At 70.8% G+C, this 17729-nt stretch carries 20 protein-coding genes and 2 tRNA genes; 8 read left to right on the plus strand and 14 right to left on the minus strand.

The features are described from left to right. Positions 1-14 precede the first annotated feature (14 nt). On the minus strand, positions 15-1625 hold the full coding sequence (locus ACVDFE_RS38320) for a hypothetical protein (RefSeq protein WP_458433848.1): 1611 nt from the start codon (positions 1623-1625) through the stop codon (positions 15-17). Positions 1626-1702: 77 nt separating this feature from the next. Next, a tRNA-Ile gene (locus tag ACVDFE_RS38325) sits at positions 1703-1777 on the minus strand. Between the two features lie 105 nt (positions 1778-1882). Between ACVDFE_RS38325 and ACVDFE_RS38330 the strand changes: the two genes are divergently transcribed. Then, on the plus strand, positions 1883-2344 hold the full coding sequence (locus tag ACVDFE_RS38330; protein WP_458433849.1) for a GNAT family N-acetyltransferase: 462 nt from the start codon (positions 1883-1885) through the stop codon (positions 2342-2344). On the opposite strand, the gene ACVDFE_RS38335 is transcribed toward ACVDFE_RS38330, so the two are convergent. Both ACVDFE_RS38335 and ACVDFE_RS38340 read right to left on the minus strand, forming a co-directional pair. Next, positions 2299-3153: an oxygenase MpaB family protein gene (locus tag ACVDFE_RS38335; RefSeq protein ID WP_458433850.1), complete on the minus strand. Its 855-nt coding sequence runs from the start codon at positions 3151-3153 to the stop codon at positions 2299-2301. The genes ACVDFE_RS38330 and ACVDFE_RS38335 overlap by 46 nt on opposite strands. Positions 3154-3220: 67 nt before the next feature. Continuing rightward, positions 3221-3293, minus strand: a tRNA-Asn gene (locus ACVDFE_RS38340). Positions 3294-3442: 149 nt separating this feature from the next. Between ACVDFE_RS38340 and ACVDFE_RS38345 the strand changes: the two genes are divergently transcribed. After that, complete coding sequence (locus ACVDFE_RS38345; RefSeq protein ID WP_360397193.1) at positions 3443-3703, plus strand: YtxH domain-containing protein; 261 nt, start codon at positions 3443-3445, stop codon at positions 3701-3703. Positions 3704-3711: 8 nt separating this feature from the next. On the opposite strand, the gene ACVDFE_RS38350 is transcribed toward ACVDFE_RS38345, so the two are convergent. The 3 genes from ACVDFE_RS38350 to dnaG form a co-directional block, all read right to left on the minus strand. Continuing rightward, positions 3712-4452, minus strand: a complete 741-nt coding sequence (locus tag ACVDFE_RS38350; protein WP_458433851.1) for a trans-aconitate 2-methyltransferase — start codon at positions 4450-4452, stop codon at positions 3712-3714. A 53-nt stretch (positions 4453-4505) separates the two neighbouring features. Further along, positions 4506-4793 carry a hypothetical protein gene (locus ACVDFE_RS38355; RefSeq protein ID WP_458433852.1) on the minus strand — a complete coding sequence of 96 codons (288 nt, stop codon included), beginning with the start codon at positions 4791-4793 and terminating at the stop codon, positions 4506-4508. Positions 4794-5001: 208 nt separating this feature from the next. Next, entirely contained in the window at positions 5002-6888 is a 1887-nt protein-coding gene (gene dnaG, locus ACVDFE_RS38360; RefSeq protein WP_360397190.1) for a DNA primase, read from the minus strand. 40 nt (positions 6889-6928) lie between these two features. On the opposite strand from dnaG, the gene ACVDFE_RS38365 reads away from it, so the two are divergent. Both ACVDFE_RS38365 and ACVDFE_RS38370 read left to right on the plus strand, forming a co-directional pair. After that, positions 6929-7813, plus strand: a complete 885-nt coding sequence (locus ACVDFE_RS38365; protein ID WP_458434465.1) for a sigma-70 family RNA polymerase sigma factor — start codon at positions 6929-6931, stop codon at positions 7811-7813. A 115-nt stretch (positions 7814-7928) separates the two neighbouring features. After that, a complete protein-coding gene (locus ACVDFE_RS38370) occupies positions 7929-8564 on the plus strand; it encodes a dioxygenase family protein (protein ID WP_360397188.1) in 636 nt (211 codons plus the stop codon). Between the two features lie 20 nt (positions 8565-8584). Here the strand turns inward: ACVDFE_RS38370 and ACVDFE_RS38375 are convergent, their stop codons facing one another. Continuing rightward, positions 8585-9397: a class I SAM-dependent methyltransferase gene (locus tag ACVDFE_RS38375; RefSeq protein ID WP_458433855.1), complete on the minus strand. Its 813-nt coding sequence runs from the start codon at positions 9395-9397 to the stop codon at positions 8585-8587. A gap of 146 nt (positions 9398-9543) precedes the next feature. Between ACVDFE_RS38375 and ACVDFE_RS38380 the strand changes: the two genes are divergently transcribed. Further along, entirely contained in the window at positions 9544-9723 is a 180-nt protein-coding gene (locus ACVDFE_RS38380) for a hypothetical protein (protein ID WP_030472123.1), read from the plus strand. On the opposite strand, the gene ACVDFE_RS38385 is transcribed toward ACVDFE_RS38380, so the two are convergent. The 4 genes from ACVDFE_RS38385 to ACVDFE_RS38400 form a co-directional block, all read right to left on the minus strand. Beyond that, a complete protein-coding gene (locus ACVDFE_RS38385; RefSeq protein ID WP_360397186.1) occupies positions 9720-10238 on the minus strand; it encodes a Scr1 family TA system antitoxin-like transcriptional regulator in 519 nt (172 codons plus the stop codon). The two genes, ACVDFE_RS38380 and ACVDFE_RS38385, sit on opposite strands and share 4 nt — an antisense overlap. 82 nt (positions 10239-10320) lie before the next feature. After that, complete coding sequence (locus ACVDFE_RS38390) at positions 10321-11328, minus strand: serpin family protein (protein WP_458433856.1); 1008 nt, start codon at positions 11326-11328, stop codon at positions 10321-10323. A gap of 59 nt (positions 11329-11387) precedes the next feature. Then, complete coding sequence (locus ACVDFE_RS38395) at positions 11388-12626, minus strand: deoxyguanosinetriphosphate triphosphohydrolase (RefSeq protein ID WP_458433857.1); 1239 nt, start codon at positions 12624-12626, stop codon at positions 11388-11390. After that, positions 12626-13300 (minus strand): YdcF family protein, encoded by a 675-nt coding sequence (locus ACVDFE_RS38400; RefSeq protein ID WP_360397183.1) that lies wholly within the window; start codon positions 13298-13300, stop codon positions 12626-12628. Before ACVDFE_RS38400 ends, ACVDFE_RS38395 begins: the two co-directional genes overlap by 1 nt. A 51-nt stretch (positions 13301-13351) precedes the next feature. Here ACVDFE_RS38400 and ACVDFE_RS38405 point away from each other — a divergent pair, with 51 nt between their 5' ends. Both ACVDFE_RS38405 and ACVDFE_RS38410 read left to right on the plus strand, forming a co-directional pair. Beyond that, positions 13352-14083, plus strand: a complete 732-nt coding sequence (locus ACVDFE_RS38405) for a Type 1 glutamine amidotransferase-like domain-containing protein (RefSeq protein ID WP_360397182.1) — start codon at positions 13352-13354, stop codon at positions 14081-14083. Between the two features lie 16 nt (positions 14084-14099). Further along, a complete protein-coding gene (locus ACVDFE_RS38410) occupies positions 14100-14969 on the plus strand; it encodes a serine hydrolase (protein WP_458433858.1) in 870 nt (289 codons plus the stop codon). A gap of 237 nt (positions 14970-15206) precedes the next feature. Here ACVDFE_RS38410 and ACVDFE_RS38415 read toward each other — a convergent pair whose 3' ends face one another. Next, complete coding sequence (locus ACVDFE_RS38415; protein WP_458433859.1) at positions 15207-16592, minus strand: glycine--tRNA ligase; 1386 nt, start codon at positions 16590-16592, stop codon at positions 15207-15209. Positions 16593-16687: 95 nt separating this feature from the next. On the opposite strand from ACVDFE_RS38415, the gene ACVDFE_RS38420 reads away from it, so the two are divergent. Beyond that, a complete protein-coding gene (locus ACVDFE_RS38420; protein ID WP_360397179.1) occupies positions 16688-17362 on the plus strand; it encodes a tetratricopeptide repeat protein in 675 nt (224 codons plus the stop codon). Here ACVDFE_RS38420 and ACVDFE_RS38425 read toward each other — a convergent pair. Beyond that, complete coding sequence (locus tag ACVDFE_RS38425) at positions 17346-17723, minus strand: antibiotic biosynthesis monooxygenase family protein (RefSeq protein ID WP_458433860.1); 378 nt, start codon at positions 17721-17723, stop codon at positions 17346-17348. The two genes, ACVDFE_RS38420 and ACVDFE_RS38425, sit on opposite strands and share 17 nt — an antisense overlap. Between the last annotated feature and the right edge of the window lie 6 nt (positions 17724-17729).

Raw genomic sequence — 17729 nt, forward strand, 5'->3', positions numbered from 1 at the left:
CTGCGGCCGGGAGGTCAGCTCGCCACGGCCGGCCACTCGGTCGGCACCACTCCTGCGGAGCGCAGCCGGCGGGCCTGCTCCGCACCCGGTGCACCGGCGTGCTCCAGCGCGGCCCACGCCAGCAGCCGCACCTCGGCGGACGGCCCGTCCACGCAGAACGCCGCGAGCTCGGCCGCCGCCTCCCCGGCGTCCCTGGCCGCGACCCAGGCAGCCAGGACCGGTTCGGCGACCTCCGGTGCGCAGGGCTCCACCGCCTCGCACACCTCCTCCAGCGGGAACTGCGCGAACTCCTCCACGGACGGCGCGTCGAACCCCTCCGCGCGCAACGCCCGCTGCACAGCCCACCGGCCGAGGGGTGTCAGCCGGGCGAGGGTGAGGTCGGGATCATCGTTGCCGGACAGCTCGATGATCTCGGCGTGCTCCTCCGCGTCCGCGGACACCGCCAGCTCGACCACCCCCAGCACCGCCAGGGCCCCGAGCACAGCGGCGAAATCCCGCCGCCACATCACCTCCCGGGCACCGGCCGGCAACCCGCCGACCTCGAACCACGCGGACACCGCGTGGTGAGCGCTCTCCGCCAGCAGCTCCACCGGTACCGGTGCCCCGCCTGCCGGGTAGAGGCCCAGCCACAGGTCCAGCAGCACCTCCCGCAGCGCCAGCCCGAGCGGAGAGGGTGCCTCGTGCCGGCTCGCGGGCGCGCACGCCTCGGGCCCCAGCCCGCCGTACGCCTCGAACGCCCGCCACCACAGCTCCACCGGCCGGTCCAGGAGGCCGGCCGCACTCTTGACCGCCACGAGCCTGCCCTTGACCACCCGGACCAGGCGAACGGCCCTGGCCCAGGCCACCAGCAGCGACACCTCCGGCAGGTCCTCGCTGCCGCGCGCCCGTTCCGCACCCGGCTCGTCCAGTCCCAGCAGCACTGCCAGCTCACGGGCGTCCGCAACGAGCAGGTGCTTCGTGGTCGTCACCGCACGACCGGCACCCACCCACGTCACCAACGTCCGCAACCGGGTCACCACCCCGGTGGCCTCCGCCAGTGCCGCGAGCTCGCCATCGGGCGGAACGGGCACCGGCGGCAACGGCCCCGGCGCACCCCCGCCGAACTCGGGGAGGAGCAGGTCGGCTCCACCGCCGTCCGCGTGCCTGCGCATGATCTCGGCCAGCACGTCCTCGTCGTACTCGACCGCACCGCCCTGAACCGCCAGCAGGAAGTCGCGGACGTCGTCCTCGTCCTCGGGGTCGACGCCGTGCTCGATCATCCGGGTCGCCCAGAACTTCGCCGGCCCGTAGTTGCGCTCGTCCGCCATCCTGGCCAGGAACTCCGGAGCGCTCCGGTCGATCGCCGCGTGCAGCTCGCCCCCGTTCCACTCCTCGTCACCGCGGGTCGCGGTCAGGAAGTCGGCCCAGTGGTGCAGCGTGGTCAGCACACCCGACCAGTGCGGCCGCTCCAGCGTGGCCTTCCGCGGGAACCATTCGAGCAGGAGCACCTCGACGTGCGGAACCCGTGCGTCCAACGCCGCCTCGACGACGAAGAGGTCGACCTCGAGCCCCCGCCCTGCAGCCCAGTCATCGAACTCGGCCACCAGCTCGTCGACCTGCTCTTCCCGCGGTTCCAGGACATCCACGGAGTCATCCACCTTCCACGCCATCCGGCGCTGACCAGCACCCGACCGCGCCAGCGGACCCGCGCCAGACGAACCGGTGGGGAAGGTGGGGCTCGAACCCACGACCTGACGGATTATGAGTCCGCTGCTCTGACCAACTGAGCTACTTCCCCCGCGCAGCGGCCGTCCGCACGGCTGCGCACTGCGTGAAGGAGGATACCGATCACGCCGATCAGACCTTGCGCGCCCCCGTGGCGAGCGCCACATAGGCTGCACGCGTGCGTTTGACCCTCCGCGACTTCACGCCGGCGGACGAGGCCGAGGTGCTGCGGCTGTTCGCCGCCTGCGACGACTGGTTCCAGGCCGCCACGGGGCACCCGTCCGGGCCCGGCGACGTGCAGGGGTTGTTCTACGCGTTGCCGGAGGGGGCCGCGTTCGAGCAGAAGCACCTGCTGGTCGCCGAGGCCGAGGGCATGATCGGGTTCGTGGACCTGGTGGTCGACCACCCGGAGCCGGGGCACGCGAGCATCGGGTTCTTCCTGGTGCCGGGCGACCTGCGGCGGTGGGGCATCGGCAGCGAGATGGTCAGGGCGCTGCGCGAGCGGTTCCCGGCGGTCACGCGGGTGCAGGCCGGGCTCAGCGACTTCGAGCCCGGCGTCGAGTTCCTGAGGGCGATGGGGTTCGTGCTGAACGGTCAGCGGGCGGTGCTGGAGCTCGCGCCGAGGTCCGAGGGCCGGTAACCCCTCGGGTAGCCGGGGTAGGTGCGGTTGCGGGCGTTCGTGAGCTTCAACGTGCGGCGCACGGGCATGTGGCGCACCACGGCGGCACGGGTGCGCAAGGCGAAACGGCCGAGGGCGCTGAGCCACGCCGGGGCCGCGGTGAAGCCGAACGCGCGGATCATCGGCTGGTCGAGCAGCGCGACCACGGCCCGTGCGACCGCCGGGCGGACCGCTGCCGGGTACCACGAGCAGAACAGGTCCAGGGTGTACTGGCCGATGCGGCGGTTCGAGGGCGCGTAGACGAAGTGCCGGTCCTCGTAGGCCTTCTTGAACGCGCGGTACTCGTCGAAGTCCGCGGGGATGTCGCGGATGCCCATGCGCGCGCCGACCGCGCGGTAGAAGTGGAACGCGGCCAGTTGCTCGTTGCGTGAGAGAGGACGCCAGCCGTACTGGGTGAGCCAGTCGATCGGGTCGTAGATGAACGTGGCGAGCACGTACCGCATGTCGTCGTTGGAGATGTCGTAACGGCCGTGCTGCCGGTTGACGACCCGCAGGGCCTCGCGGCCGCGCGGGGAGTCGTAGCCGTGTTCGACGAGCTCGGCCATCAGCACGGCGGTGTCGTCGTAGCGCTTCTGCGGGCGGCGTTCGAACTCGCCGGTGCGTTCCAGCAGACCGGAGATCGTGGGGACGCAGTAGGTGCGGAACAGCGCGAACTCCAGCGCCTTCTGGTAGTCCCACGGGAACTCCAGGCCGGCGGAGATGCGCAGGACCTCCTGGTGGTCGGCCACCGGGTCCAGCGAGGTGATGCGGCGGAGGTTCGCGAAGCGCATGGCCCCAAGGTCACGCATGGGCCTCGAAACCAAAAGACCCCAGTCGGATGACCAGGGTCTTGAGAAGCTCCCCCAACTGGACTCGAACCAGTAACCCTGCGATTAACAGTCGCATGCTCTGCCAATTGAGCTATGGGGGAATGTTCTGTTGTCTCCGTCAGGCTTGGTTCCTCCTGACAGTGGGTAACTCTACATGAGGCTGGAAACGGGTTCTGCAGGCACCCCCCGTTTAGCCCAGGAACACCACTTGACCAGGCCTGTTACGAGAGGGAACCGGATGATGAAGGCCATGCTGATCGGAGCGGCCGTCGGCTACGTGCTCGGAGCGAAGGCCGGGCGGGAGCGCTACGACCAGATCGTGCGCGCCTGGCACCGGCTCACCGAAAGCCCGACCGTGCGCAAAGCCGCTGGTACGGCCAAGGACAAGGCGTTCGAGGCGGCTCACATCGCCAAGGAGAAGTCGGTCGAGGCCGCGCACGTCGCCAAGGAGAAGGCGCCCTGGACCAAGGAGAAGACCACCACCTGGTCCAACGGGCAGCCGGTGACCTGAGACGGTCGTCACACCTGAGCGACCACGAAGATCCGCCTGAACGGGAACCACGTCGTGCCGTCGGCTCGCCGCGGGTAGGCCTCGCGCAGCCGCGGTGCCAGCTCCGCGACGTACGCGTCGTAGTCCGAAGAGGACAGCGCGGCCCGCACCGGCCGCAACGCCGTGCCGGAGACCCACTCCAGCACGGGGTCCGCGCCGGAGAGCCGCTGCACGTACGTGGTTTCCCAGGCGTCTACGGAGGAGCAGCCGGCCAGCAGCTCGGCGTACTCGACCGGCTGCAGCACCGGCTGCTCGGCCCGGAAGACGTGCGCCAGCCGCTCACCCGCGACCTCCCGGATCAACCGGTGCGAGGCGTCGGCGTAGTTGCCGGGCACCTGGAACGCGAGCCACGCCCCCTCGGGCAGCACGGCCGCCCACCTCTGCGCGATCACGGGGTGTGACGCAATCCACTGGAGCACCGCGTTGGACACCACGACATCGGTGTCGGGCGGCGGCTCCCAGGTCGTGACGTCGTCCACCCGCGCGTCCACACCGGCCCGCCGCGCGGCCTCGACCATCTCCGGCGACGAGTCGAACGCCTCGACCACTGCGCCCGGCCACCGCTCGCGCAGCGACACCGTCAGGTTGCCGGGGCCGCAGCCCACGTCGACCACGCGCCGCGGCGACTCCGCCCGCACGCGTGCCAGGAGCTCGTAGAACGGCCGCGCCCGGTGATCGGCGAAGGCCAGGTACTGCGCCGGATCCCACATGCCGCTTACAGTACACGCGTACTGCTAGCGCGCCAGCTCTTGCGTGAACAGCGCTAACGCGGCTGCTTCTCGACGAACGCCGTCACCGCCGCCCGCACCGCCGCCTCGTCCACCCCGGCGTCACCGCGGGCCTGCCACACCGACCCGTCCCGTCCCGGGACCTTCCGCTGCAGGACCCACACCCCGGGCGGGTCCACGCGTTCCCGGTGCCGGATCGACCCCTCGACCCGCTGCGAGATCGCGCGCATCACCCGGCCGGGTTCCTCCAGCGCGAACCGTTGCGGCGCAAGGTCTTCCAGCAGCACCACGGACTCGACGACGTCGGCTTCGCGGGCCTCCACGACCCGCAGCGAGCTTCTCCCACTTCACCTTGCTGACCAGGTGCCAGCCGATCCGCCGCGGTCCCGGCACCCACAGCCCCAGCGACGTCACGACGAGGTGCCCGCCACCGGTGACGGCGGCCCACGCCACCACGGTCTCCTCGGGCTCCAACGTCCCGTCGAACCCGTCCGGCGCTCCGGAGCCGAACAACCGCTTCCACAAGCCCATCTACAGGACCCCGGCGCTCTGCTGCAGCAGTGCCTTGCGGTACTCCTCCAGCGCCACGAGGTCGCCCCACAGCGCCCGGTACTCGTCGGCGTCCTTGATCGGGGACAGGCGCCGCAGCCGCGACTTCACGTCCTCGATCTGCTTGCTCACCTGCACCTCCTGCAGGCGCGCGATGACCATCGACACGTAGCGGAACTCGTCGTCCTGCTTGACCGCCAGCGGTTCCACGGCCAGCTCCGTCAGCACCGACCGCACCGACGCGTGCGAGCAGTTCTGCGAGATCGCGTCCAGGTACGCCGTGCCCGCCAGACCGGACGAGGCGCCGCCGGCCGCGCGGATCGCGCGGTGCAGAGCCACGTAGGCCGGGTCGGTGAACGCCTCGTCGGGCAGCGAGTCGTACAGCGGGCCCGCGTACTCGGGCAGCCGCAGCGCCACCTTCAGCACCTCGCGTTCGGGCACCAGGCGGGGATCGCGCGGGTTCGGGCGCGCGGGGCCGTCGACGTCGACGGACAGCGCCATCTGGTTCGGGTCCGCGCGCGGCGCCACGGCCGGGGCCTTGCCGCCCGCGACCTGGCGCACCCGGCGCACGACCATGGCCTCGTCGTCCCAGCCCACCCACCAGGCCAGGCGCGTGGCGTAGCCGTCGCGCTTGGCGCGGTCCTTGATCTGCGCGACGAACGGCACCATCTTCTTCAGCGCCTCCACGCGGCCGTCGACCGAGTCGAGGTCGTAGGAGCGCAGCTGGGCTTTGATGGCGAACTCGATCAACGGCGTGCGGCGGGCCACCAGGTCGCGCACGGCCACGTCGCCCTTGGCCTGCCGCAGCTCGCACGGGTCCATGCCGTCGGGCGCCACCGCGATGTAGGTCTGCGCGGAGAACTGCTGTTCGCCCTCGAACGCCTTCAGCGCCGCCTTCTGGCCGGCCTCGTCGCCGTCGAAGGTGAAGATGACCTCGCCGTTCACGTCGTCGTCGATCAGCAGTCTGCGCAGCACGTTCATGTGGTCGGTGCCGAACGCCGTGCCGCACGAGGCGACCGCGGTCGGGACGCCGGCCAGGTGCATGGCCATCACGTCGGTGTAGCCCTCGACGATCACGGCCTGCTTGCGCTTGGCGATCTCCCGCTTGGCCTGGTCGAGGCCGAACAGCACCTGCGACTTCTTGTAGATCATCGACTCGCTGGTGTTGAGGTACTTCGCCTGGATCGGGTCGTCGTCGAAGATCCGCCGCGCGCCGAAGCCGACGACCTCGCCGCCGATGTCCCTGATCGGCCACAGCAGCCGCCGGTGGAACCGGTCGATCGGGCCCTGGCGGCCCTCCTTGACCAGCTGCGACTTGATCAGCTCCGCCAGCTCGAAGCCGCGGCCCAGCAGGTGCTTGGTGAGCTTGTCCCAGCCGCCGGGGGCGTAGCCGCAGCCGAACTGGCGTGCCGCGGCCTCGTCGAACCCGCGCTCGGCGAGGAACTCGCGGGCCGGCTGGGCCTCGGGCGTCGCGAGCTGCTCCGCGTACCATTCGGCGGCCGCCTTGTGCGCCTCGATGAGCCGGCTGCGCGTGCCCCGGTCGCGCTGGATCGTGTTGCCGCCGCCCTCGTAGGTGAGCTGGATGCCCGCCCGGTCGGCGAGCCGCTCGACGGCCTCCACGAACGACAGGTGCTCGACCTTCATCACGAAGGCGATCACGTCGCCGCCCTCGCCGCAGCCGAAGCAGTGGAACGTGCCGTGCGACGGGCGCACGTTGAACGACGGCGTCTTCTCGTCGTGGAAGGGGCACAGGCCCTTCAACGCTCCCCCGCCGGCCCGCTTGAGCGACACCTGGTCGCCCACGACCTCGTCGATGCGGCTGCGTTCACGCACCAACGCGATGTCGCTTTCCCTGATGCGTCCTGCCACACCCCGAGTCTACGGCCTGCCGAAATCCGGCAGTGGCAGACTGCACCCCGTGACCGCGGCCGACGTCTTCGCACTGCACCGCACGCACCTGATCGGCGTGGCCTACCGGCTGACCGGCAGCGTCGCCGACGCCGAGGACGCGGTGCAGGAGGCGTGGCCGAAGTTCGCCAAGGCCGTGGGTCTGGACGACGCCCGCGCGTGGCTCACCACCGTCGTGAGCCGCATCTGCCTGGACCGGCTGCGGTCGGCGGCCGTGCGCCGGGAGACGTACGTGGGCTCGTGGCTGCCCGAGCCGCTGCTCACGACCGGTGAGGCGGACGACCCGCTGGCGTCGGTCGTGCAGGCGGACGGCGTGCGCATGGCCGCGCTCGTGGTGCTCGACCGGCTCACGCCCGACCAGCGCGTGGCGTTCGTGCTGCACGACGCGTTCTCCCTGCCGTTCAGCGAGATCGCCGACGTGCTCGGCGTCTCGGAGGCCTCCGCTCGCCAGCACGCCTCCCGTGCGCGCAAGGCCGTGGCCGGTGCCGAACCGCCGCCCCGCTCGGCGCTCGCCGAGCAGCAGGAGGTGCTGGAGAAGTTCCTGCACGCCATGTCGAGCGGTGACATCGACGCCGTCTTGGGCCTGCTGCACCCGCAGGCGGTCATGGTCGGCGACGGCGGCGGCAAGGCGCGCACCGCGGTCCACACGGTCACCGGCGCGGAGAAGATCGCCCGCTTCTTCTTCGGCCTCATGCGCAAGTACGGCTTCGACCGGGACGGCATGCCGGAGCTGCGGCCCACGCTCGTCAACGGCGAGCTGGGGGTGGTCATGGCCGCGACGGGCGAGGCGTCCCGGCGCGTGATCACCATGGCCGTGCACGACGGCAAGGTGCACGCGGTCTACGACATGGCGAACCCGGACAAGCTCGCCCACGTGGTGTTCTGACCGCGTTTTTTGGTCTGGACCACAACTGGTCCCTGGATCGTTTCGCCGCTTACGTTCGGACGAGTTGGCCAGCCCAAGCCCCCCTGCCGCGGGTTGCAACCACCGGAGTCCGAACATGCCCGAACACGACGAGATCCCCACCCGCCGGGCGTTCCTGGCGACCGCCACCAGCGCGGCCGCCGTGGTCGCACTGACCGCCGCCGGCACCACGACGGCGCGCAGCGCCCCTCTTCCCCTGACCCCGACCTGCGTCGATGACGACGACACCCCGTCGAACATCGAAGGCCCCTACTTCAAGCGCAACTCCCCGCAGCGCACGAACCTGCGCACGCCCGGTGTCACCGGGATCGTGCTGAGCCTCACCGGGTTCGTGTACACGATGAAGTGCGCGCCGATCCAGAACGCCCTGCTGGACTTCTGGCAGGCCGACGACCGCGGCGTGTACGACAACACGACCTTCAAGATGCGCGGCCACCAGTTCACGAACGCCTCCGGCGCCTACGTGCTGGAGACGATCATCCCGAAGGACTACCCCGGCCGGACCCCGCACATCCACGTGAAGGTGCAGGCCCGCGGCGGCCCGATCCTCACCACGCAGCTGTTCTTCCCGGACAACCTGCGGGCGTACGGGATGAACGTGGCCTGGCTGAACCGGCGCGACGCCTACCTCGACCGCGAGTGCGAGGTCGCGCTCGGGCCGCTGGTGGGCAACCGGTACACCGCTAAGTTCGACTTCGTCGTCGAAGGCTGACGATGTGGCCGCACGGGTGATCACCACCGCATCCGCAGCACCTTCCCGACGTCGCGGAGCTTCGGGATCGCGCTGACGAGCTTCAGCTGGACCCTGCCGGACCTGGGCAACGCGCCCAGGTGCGGCAGGTCCACGCTGCGCAGCGCGTCCACCGTGGTCAGTCCGGGGTGCAGCGCCTCGACCTCGCGCGGGTCGTCGACGCCCCAGTGCAACGTCGCCCCGGCGTTGCGCACGGCCGGGACGAGCCGCTGGAGCTTGATCCCCCACGTGCCGTAGACGTCGAACAGCAGCTCGCCGGTCTCGAACCGCTCGGTGACGCGCCGGACCAGCGCGTGCCCCTCGGCACGGGTGAGGTACATCGACAGGCCCTCGAACACGACGACGACCGGGCGGGCCGGCGACACGGCGTCGAGCCACCCGTCGTCGGCGACCGACCCGGCGACGAGCCGGTACTCGCCGGTCGGCACCGGCAGCAGCTTGTGCCGCAACGCCACCACGTCCGGCAGGTCGACGTCCACCCACCGCACGGTGTCGGGCCGGTCCAGCCGGTGCACGCGCGTGTCGAGGCCGCACGCGAGGTGCAGGACGGTGCACGACGGGGTGCGCCGGAGGAAGTCGGCGGTCCAGTCGTCGAGCACCTTCGCCCTGATGGCGACGCCGACGGCGCTGGTGGTGGTCATGCCGGTCCTGGTGAAGTCGTAGTCGATCCGGTCGACCGCGCGGCGGGCCTCCACGTCGTGCAGCACGGAGGCCGCCCGCTCGCTGTCCAGGGCCCTGCCGTACAGCGTGGCGAGCATCGTCTCCTGCGCACCGGTGAGCGTGATCTTCTCCACGTCTCCCAGTGTGCCGGGGTCCGGCAGGCGTCCCCACCGGCGAACCCCCTTGGCCCTCGTCCTGGCCGGTGGACGGGGCAGCTCCGCGGAATGTGACACCTTTGGGTGACTGGGTCGTGGACCTGGCAGCTCATAGGGTCCAGTTCATGAGCAACGACTTCGTGCTGGACATCGACCACGAGTCGGCCGGCCTGCTGGCGGGAACGCTGCTGGCGGGCGACTCGTGCGCGGTCCCGGTGCGGCACCAGAACGTCCGCCTGCTGCTGTGCGCGCTGCCCGGCGAGGACGGGATGCGGCTCTTCCTGCGGCGCAACACCCCGAACTAGCGGTCGTAGACGGCCACGTACTCCATGAGGAGGTCGCGAGAGCGTTCGTTGTCGAGCGCCACGTCGTGCAACCGGCGGAAGGCGCACACGCACCGTTCGACGGTCGCGGTGTCGCTGGCCGTGACCCAGTTCGCCAGGTAGACGAGCGGAGGTTCGTGGGCGTACTGGATGAGCGCCACGTCGGTCCCGATGGCCGCTGCCCCGCCCGCACTGGCCGGCACGACCCTGATCGACGGGGCGTGGAACAGCAGGTGCAGGACCTGGTCCTCCATCAGCCGGTTGCCGCCGACGACGGTGCGCAGCGCGTACTCGTGGATGAAGAAGACGCAGTGCGGCAGCACGCCGTCGCGCAGCAGCTCCGGCGTGGGTGCGAGCCCGAGCGCGGCCGTCAGCGCCTTCGAGTAGCACTCGGTGCGCAGCAGGACCGGGATGGTGACGCCGCTGAAGCAGGTGATCCGCGTGGCGCCCGCGGCCGCGAGCACGACGTACTGCTCACCGGCACCGTGCTGGGTCATGCCAGAACGGTAAGGGCAAGATCATGATCTCGCCGCGCGAAACGCTCGCTCTACAGGGCGAATGGTGCCCACGGGTGGCTGGTCAGGGACGGGCGACCTGCGCGAGGAAGTAGACGGCGCCGGACCGCGCGTTGCGGACGGCGAGCAGGAACGGCCGGTCGACGGTCACCACGACCGGGTCGGACGGGATCTCGAAGGACACCGTGCGGAACGTGACCGCGGTCGCCGCGGCGCCTTCGAGGCCTTCCTCGTCCAGGCGCAGCACCGCCTCGTGCACCACGTCGTCGACGAACATCCGCTCGTCCGGGGAGAGCCCGGAGAAGTCGGCCTCGCGCGTGAACATGCGCTCGACGCCGAGCCGCCGCAGCGTTCCCTTGAGGTTGAACCGCGCCCGGACGTCCACTTTGGGCAGTGAGAGCTCGAGGCGCACGTGGCTGCCCGCGGTGAGCACGGACGGGTCGAGCGGCTGGTCGAGCGAGGTGTCCGGCAGCAGGACCACGGTCTCGATCCCGGAGTCGGCGGGCAGCGCGATCGACTGCCAGCCGCCCTGGTGGGCGTAGCGGAACTTCTCGGTGACCCGCATGGTCGGCACGTCGACGTCGCCGCCGGGTGCGTGGAACGGCCGCTGCTCGGTGTCGGCCTCGGGGAACGCGTTCAGCCAGCCGGTCTTGAGGTACAGGGCGTTGACGATGATCGCGGCGGCGTCCGCGGGCGGTGGTGCGGCGAGCAGCTCGGGGATCAGGCCGCGGGTGGTCTCGGCGACGTCGGTGTTGACGAGCTTGCGCACGGTCTGCGGGTCGGAGAACGCGGTGCGGCGCACCGAGTCCGCCAGCGGGAAGCTCGGGTCGACCGTCAGGTCGTCGTCGGCCCACAGGGTGTTCGCGACGGACAGCTCCGGCACGTCGAGCGAGTCGGTGTCGGAGAAGTCCCCGAGCAGCGCGTCGAGCTCGGTGCGGGTCGGCCCGGCGGCGGCCGCGCGGGCCAGTGCGAGCGCGCTGGCCACGGAGAACGGCGACCAGCAGGCGGTCTCGGCGGGATCAGGGACGGCGACGCGGTGCAGGTTCAGTGCGAAGTCGGCCTGATCGGTCACGAAGACCCTCCTCCAAGATGCGCGGACCCGGTGGGTACCCGTCTCCTGTTCCCCCGAAGCTACGCCGATGCGCGGTGCCAGGCCACGGCCTGCGCGTCGGTCAGCAGGGCGACCTGGTCGACCACGACGCGCAGCCGGGCCGCGTCGGTGGTGGCGGCGGCGAACACCGGGCGGAACGCGGGGTCGAGCAGTTCCGGGCGCCGCAGCAGGCGGGTGACGAGCTCGGTGATCAGCTCGCGTTGCGCGGCCTGCATGGCCAGGCGGGCCGGGTCGCTCATGACGTAGCGGACGGCCATCGCCTTGAGCAGCGCCACCTCGGCCGCGACCTGGCCGGGGACCTCCAGCGCGGCCCCGTACCTGGTCAGCGGGCCGTCGCCGTGCACGGCGCGGGTCGCGGTGACGGCGGCGCTCGCGAACCGGCCGACCAGCTCGCTGGTGAGGTTCTTCAACGCGACCTGCGCGCCGAGCGAGCCGTCGTACTCGTGTTCGGTGAAGTACGCGATCACGGGCAGCTCGACGAGCTGCTGCGCGGTGGCCTCCAGCGTGGCGACCGACTCGTCGGAGAACGTCTTCGCGGCCAGCGAGGCGATCGCGGCCCGTTCGTCGGGGCGGGCGAGCGCGGCGAGGCTGATGCGGTGGGCCAGCACGCCGTCCTCGACGTCGTGCACCGAGTACGCGACGTCGTCGGACCAGTCCATCACCTGCGCCTCGATGCACCTCGCCCGGTCCGGTGCGCCCGCGCGCATCCACTCGAACACGTCGAGGTCGTCGTCGTACGCGCCGAACTTCACCACGCCCGGCATGCGCGGCCACGGGTACTTCGTCGCCGCGTCGAGCACCGCGCGCGTGAGGTTGAGGCCGTGCCGCGACTTGGGTTCGAGGCGGGCGAGGATGCGGAACGTCTGCGCGTTCCCCTCAAAACCACCGCACGGGCCCGCGAGCTCGTTCAGCGCCCTCTCGCCGTTGTGCCCGAACGGCGGGTGGCCGATGTCGTGCGCGAGACCGGCCGTGTCGACGATGTCCGGGTCGCAGCCGAGCTCCTCGCCGATGCCGCGGCCGATCTGGGCGACCTCCAGCGAGTGCGTCAGGCGGGTCCGCGGCACACCGGTGACCTCGGAGCCCTCACCAGGGCCGACGACCTGGGTCTTGCCGGCGAGCCTGCGCAGCGCCGCGGAGTGCAGGACGCGGGCGCGGTCGCGGGAGAACGGGGTGCGCTTTTCTGTGCGGGCCCCCGGCAGCGCGGCGCTCTTGGGTCCTTCCGCGAGCAGGCGCTCCGCGTCGTGGCCGGTGTATCCCATCACCCGATCTTAGGGAGCTTGAGCTCGTCGAACACGCCTGCGTGCGCCTTCATCAGCCGGTAGTACAGCAACGCCCCGGTCTCGCGCTTGATGTAGAACAGCTGCGCTTGGCGGGTCTGCACGTTCGGGCCGACCCTGGTCGGCGACGTCCACGCGCGCAGGCCGGCGTCCTCGGCCATCGTGCGGGCGCGCAGCGAGTGCCACGGGTCGCTGACGATCACGGCGGTCTTGAGGTCGCGCTCCTTGGCGACCGACGCGACGGCGCGCAGCGAGCCGAGCGTGTCCGCGCCCTCGCCGACCTGCAGCACCCGGTCCTCGGGAACCCCGCGCTCGACCAGCCACAGCTTGCCGACCTGGCCCTCGGTGAAGTTGTCGCCGGGCTGGCGGCCGCCGGTGGTGGCGATGTACCGGACGACGCCCTCCTGGTAGAGCCCGAGTGCGTGTCCCAGGCGGGCTTCGAGCACGTCGGAGGGCACGCCGTTGTACTGCGCGGCGCCCAGGACGATCGCCATGTCGGCCTTCGTCCAGTCGTCCACCCGCGCGACCTGCCACACGCGGACCGCCGTGCCGCCCACGACCAGCAGCCCGACGACCAGCGCACCGAAGACGAGGCGCAACACGATCCGGCGAATCCTGGCGAGTGGTCTCAGGGTGGTCGTCCGCACACCCAGCATGCTCCCAGACGGCGGGGGTCCCGCGTTGACGCCCCTGCGAGGATCTTCGTCATGCCTGCTGAGCAGCCGACCATCCTCGCGACGTCCGGGGGCTACCGCTCCGGCCGCCGGACCAACCTCGAGTTCAACAAGCTGATCCACTTCGCCCTGGAGCTGTCCGGGGTGCAGGGGCGCAAGCCGCGGTTCTGCCACGTCGGGACAGCGGGCGGCGACCAGCGGGCGATGAACGCCAACGTGGTCGAGGCCGGTGCCGTCGCCGGCGTCGAGGTGTCGGTGCTCAACCTGTTCACGATGCCGCCGACCGACGACCTGGAGTCGTTCGTGCTGGCGCAGGACGTCGTGTGGGTGGGCGGCGGTTCGGTGGCGAACCTGCTCGCGGTGTGGGAGGTGCACGGCCTCGGACCGGTGTTCCGCAAGGCGTGGGAGGCCGGTGTCGTGCTCAGCGGTGTCTCCGCGGGCTCGATCTGCTGGCACACCGGCGGCGCGACCGACTCGTTCGGACCGGACCTGCGCATCGTCACCAACGGCCTCGGCCTGCTGCCCTACGGCAACGGCGTGCACTACGACTCCGAGGAGCAGCGCCGGCCCAAGGTCCACGAGGCGGTGGCCGCGGGCGTGCTGCCGACGACCTACTGCACCGACGACGGCGCCGGGCTGCTCTACCGCGGCACCGAGCTCGTCGAGGCCGTGGCGGAACGTCCCGGCAGCGGCGCGTACGTCGTGACCAGGGACGTTTCTTCAGCAACCGCACAGGAGGAAAAGCTCGACACCCGCCTGCTGTGAGGCACACCTTGGAGGTGTGCGCCGGCTGCTGATCGTCCTCATCGCGGCGGCCGTCTACGTGGTCCCGGACGCCGCGCCCTGCTTCGCCCAAGGCCAACCGATATCCGATATATCAGTTTTCCGTGGACCTGATGTACTGGATATCAGCCCGGACTCCGGAGCTACCGGCGATATATCGGATACGGGTTCGTCGGCGATATCCGATATATCAGCAGCTGACATATCGGCGGCGGTAGCTGCGGGCGGTGCGTCCGACGTCGGCGTCGCGGTGCTCGACCTGAAGACGGGTCAGCTCGTCGAGCAGCAGGGCGAGCAGCAGTTCTACTCGGCGTCGTTGTCGAAGCTGCTGCTGGCGGTGGACGCGCTCCAGCAGCCCGTGACCGACGCGGACCGCGAACTGATACATCGCGCGTTGAGCGCGAGCGACGACAGCGCGATGGACGTGCTCTGGACCAGGTTCGACGGCGTGGGCGCCATCGGTCGCGTCGCCGCGGCCGCCGGACTCACCGGCACGCACGCGCCGGACGACCCGTCGCAGTGGGGCGAGGTCGTCATCACGGCCGACGACATGGTGCGGCTCTACCGGTACGTCCTCAGCTCGCCGGTGCGCGACGCGGTCGTCACGGCTCTGTCCGCGGCGCCCGCCACCGCGGCCGACGGCTTCGACCAGGCGTTCGGCCTGCTCGGCGGCACCGGCGCGTACGCCAAGCAGGGCTGGATGTACTACCTGCCCAGCGACGTCTACCTGCACAGCGCCGGCGTGCTCGACGACCGCTACGCCGTCGCCGTCCTCACCACGAGCCCGACCGGGTCCTGGACCACCGCGCGCCAGGCCATCGACGCCGTGACCACCGCGCTGCTCGCGAAGCTCGGCGTCAACGGCTGAGCCGTTCCGGTTCCGGCCAGGGCCGCTCCCCGGTGCACCCGCACACCACCAGGTGGGCGAGCACGATCCCACCGTGCACGGCGTGCACGTCAACCACCCGCGTCAGCGGCGCCCACCGCCGCCCGACCCACCCGGCCCACCGTTCCCGGTCGCCCGCCCGAGCGCACAACACCCCCGGACAACGCGAAAGCGGGCCGGGCTCGACGCCCGACCCGCTCCGCGGAACCCGTGTGCGACTCAGCAGCCGACCAGGCGCGCGGCCAGGTACGACTCCAGCTGGTCCATCGCCACCCGCTCCTGCGACATCGTGTCCCGCTCCCTCACCGTCACGGCGAGGTCGGTGAGCGTGTCGAAGTCGACCGTCACGCAGAACGGCGTGCCGATCTCGTCCTGGCGGCGGTAGCGGCGACCGATGGCACCCGCGTCGTCGAAGTCGACGTTCCAGTTGCGGCGCAGGTCCGTCGCGAGGTCACGGGCCTTCGGCGAGAGGTCGGCGTTGCGCGACAGCGGCAGCACGGCGACCTTCACCGGTGCGAGCCTGCGGTCGAGCTTCAGCACGACGCGCTTGTCGACACCGCCCTTGGCGTTCGGGGCCTCGTCCTCGGTGTAGGCCTCCAGCAGGAACGCCATCATCGGCCGGCCGACACCCGCCGCGGGCTCGATGACGAACGGCTTGTAGCGCGAGTTCGTGGCCTGGTCGAAGTACGACAGGTCGACACCCGAGGCGTTGGAGTGCGTGGTGAGGTCGAAGTCGGTGCGGTTGGCGATGCCTTCGAGCTCGCCCCACTCCTGGCCGCCGAACTGGAAGCGGTACTCGATGTCGACGGTCCGCTTCGAGTAGTGCGACAGCTTCTCCTTCGGGTGCTCGTAGTGGCGCAGGTTCTCCTTCGACACACCCAGTTCCGTGTACCAGCGGGTGCGCTCGTCGATCCAGTACTGGTGCCATTCCTCGTCTGTGCCGGGCTCGACGAAGAACTCCATCTCCATCTGCTCGAACTCGCGGGTGCGGAAGATGAAGTTGCCCGGCGTGATCTCGTTGCGGAACGACTTGCCGATCTGGCCGATGCCGAACGGCGGCTTCTTGCGCGAGGTCGTCTGCACGTTCAGGAAGTTCGTGAAGATGCCCTGCGCGGTCTCCGGGCGCAGGTAGTGCAGGCCCTCCTCGGTCTCGACCGGACCGAGGTGCGTCTTGAGCAGGCCGTTGAACATCTTCGGCTCGGTGTACTTGCCGCGCACGCCGCAGTTGGGGCACGGCGCGTCGGAGACGTCGCCCTCGGCGACCTCCTTGCCGGTGCGCTCGGCGTACTCCTCGGACAGGGTGTCCGCGCGGAACCGCTTGTGGCACGACTCGCACTCGATCAGCGGGTCGACGAACGCCTCGACGTGACCGGAGGCGACCCACACGTCACGCGGCAGGATGACCGATGAGTCCAGGCCGACGACGTCCTCGCGGCCGCGGACCATGAAGTTCCACCACTGGCGCTTGATGTTGTCCTTGAGCTCCACGCCCAGGGGGCCGTAGTCCCACGCCGAGCGGGTACCGCCGTAGATCTCCCCGCACGGGTAGACGAACCCCCTGCGCTTGCAGAGGCTGACAACGGTCTCGATGCGATCGGCGGCCAACTTCGAACTCCAACGGGGGAATGAGAATCGGGGGCCACAGCCTAGCCCGTCACGTCGCGCCCCGAACGGGCGACCGGAAGCCTTACCCTGCACGAATGGAAGACCGGCTGCGGGAGCTGTGGGACTTCGCCGACCTCGACGGCACCGAGGCGCGGTTCCGCGCGTTCCTGGAGAACGTGCGCACCGACGACGAGCGGGCGGAGGTGCTGACCCAGCTCGCCCGCGCCGAGGGTTTGCGGGAGAACTTCGCCGCAGGTCACGCGCTCGTGGACGAAGCGGAGGCGCTGATCGCACCCGACTCCACCGGCCGTGTGCGGGTGCTGCTCGAACGCGGCCGGCTGCACCGCTCCGCCGGTGACCCGCAGGCGGCGCAACCGCTGTTCGTGGCGGCGTTCATCCTCGCCAAGACCCGCGGTGACCTGTCGCTGGCCGTGGACGCCGCGCACATGGCGTCGCTGGTCGACGACCCGGAGAAGTGGACGAAGCAGGGCCTGGAGCTGGTCGGGGGCAACCCGGAGCTGGGCCGCTGGCTGGGTCCGCTGCACAACAACCTGGGCTGGTACTACTTCGAGAACGGCCGCTTCGACGAGGCGCTGGAGGCGTTCGAGAAGACGCCGGAGGCGTACGCGGAGAGCGGCAAGGCCAAGACGCTGCACGCGCTGGGCCGCACCGAGGAGGCCGCGGCGGCGGCGCGCAGGGCGCTGGAGCTGCTCCCCCACGACTCGCACGACGAGTGGGTCGAGGAGATGCGGGCTATCGCCGAGGCGTAGCCGGGCCCGCCGCCTCACCCAGCCGCACCGTGAACGCGTCCTCGGCGAGCAGGCTCGTGTGCTCCTCGACCGCGCCGCCGGTGCTGGTCAGCGTCGGCTCGTACATCGCGGGCTCGTCGGTCAACGCCTCGGAGAGCAACGGCACCACGTGCTCGCGCACCGGGAACGGCGACATCGCCCGCCGGTAGGCGACCACGGACTCGAACTCCACCGTGAGCACCCAGCGGTCGTCCTCGTCGGTGGACCGCGCCAGCGTGCCCCTGAGACATCCCGGCTGGGCGGTCAGGAGCTCGAGGGCGCGTCTCACCCGCGCGGTGAACGTCTCTGGGTCGGACACGCGGAACCGGCACACGAGCAGCACGGTGCA

It is taken from the genome of Lentzea chajnantorensis, assembly GCF_054300775.1.

What these genes read in the sequence shown, in the direction of transcription:
- ACVDFE_RS38335 (WP_458433850.1), bottom strand. Translation starts at nt 3,153, where the DNA reads ATGCGCTTCGCGAACCTCCGCCGCATCACCTCGCTGGACCCGGTGGCC.
- ACVDFE_RS38345 (WP_360397193.1), top strand. Translation starts at nt 3,443, where the DNA reads ATGCTGATCGGAGCGGCCGTCGGCTACGTGCTCGGAGCGAAGGCCGGG.
- ACVDFE_RS38350 (WP_458433851.1), bottom strand. Translation starts at nt 4,452, where the DNA reads ATGTGGGATCCGGCGCAGTACCTGGCCTTCGCCGATCACCGGGCGCGG.
- ACVDFE_RS38370 (WP_360397188.1), top strand. Translation starts at nt 7,929, where the DNA reads ATGCCCGAACACGACGAGATCCCCACCCGCCGGGCGTTCCTGGCGACC.
- ACVDFE_RS38380 (WP_030472123.1), top strand. Translation starts at nt 9,544, where the DNA reads ATGAGCAACGACTTCGTGCTGGACATCGACCACGAGTCGGCCGGCCTG.
- ACVDFE_RS38385 (WP_360397186.1), bottom strand. Translation starts at nt 10,238, where the DNA reads ATGACCCAGCACGGTGCCGGTGAGCAGTACGTCGTGCTCGCGGCCGCG.
- ACVDFE_RS38395 (WP_458433857.1), bottom strand. Translation starts at nt 12,626, where the DNA reads ATGGGATACACCGGCCACGACGCGGAGCGCCTGCTCGCGGAAGGACCC.
- ACVDFE_RS38400 (WP_360397183.1), bottom strand. Translation starts at nt 13,300, where the DNA reads ATGCTGGGTGTGCGGACGACCACCCTGAGACCACTCGCCAGGATTCGC.
- ACVDFE_RS38405 (WP_360397182.1), top strand. Translation starts at nt 13,352, where the DNA reads ATGCCTGCTGAGCAGCCGACCATCCTCGCGACGTCCGGGGGCTACCGC.
- ACVDFE_RS38420 (WP_360397179.1), top strand. Translation starts at nt 16,688, where the DNA reads ATGGAAGACCGGCTGCGGGAGCTGTGGGACTTCGCCGACCTCGACGGC.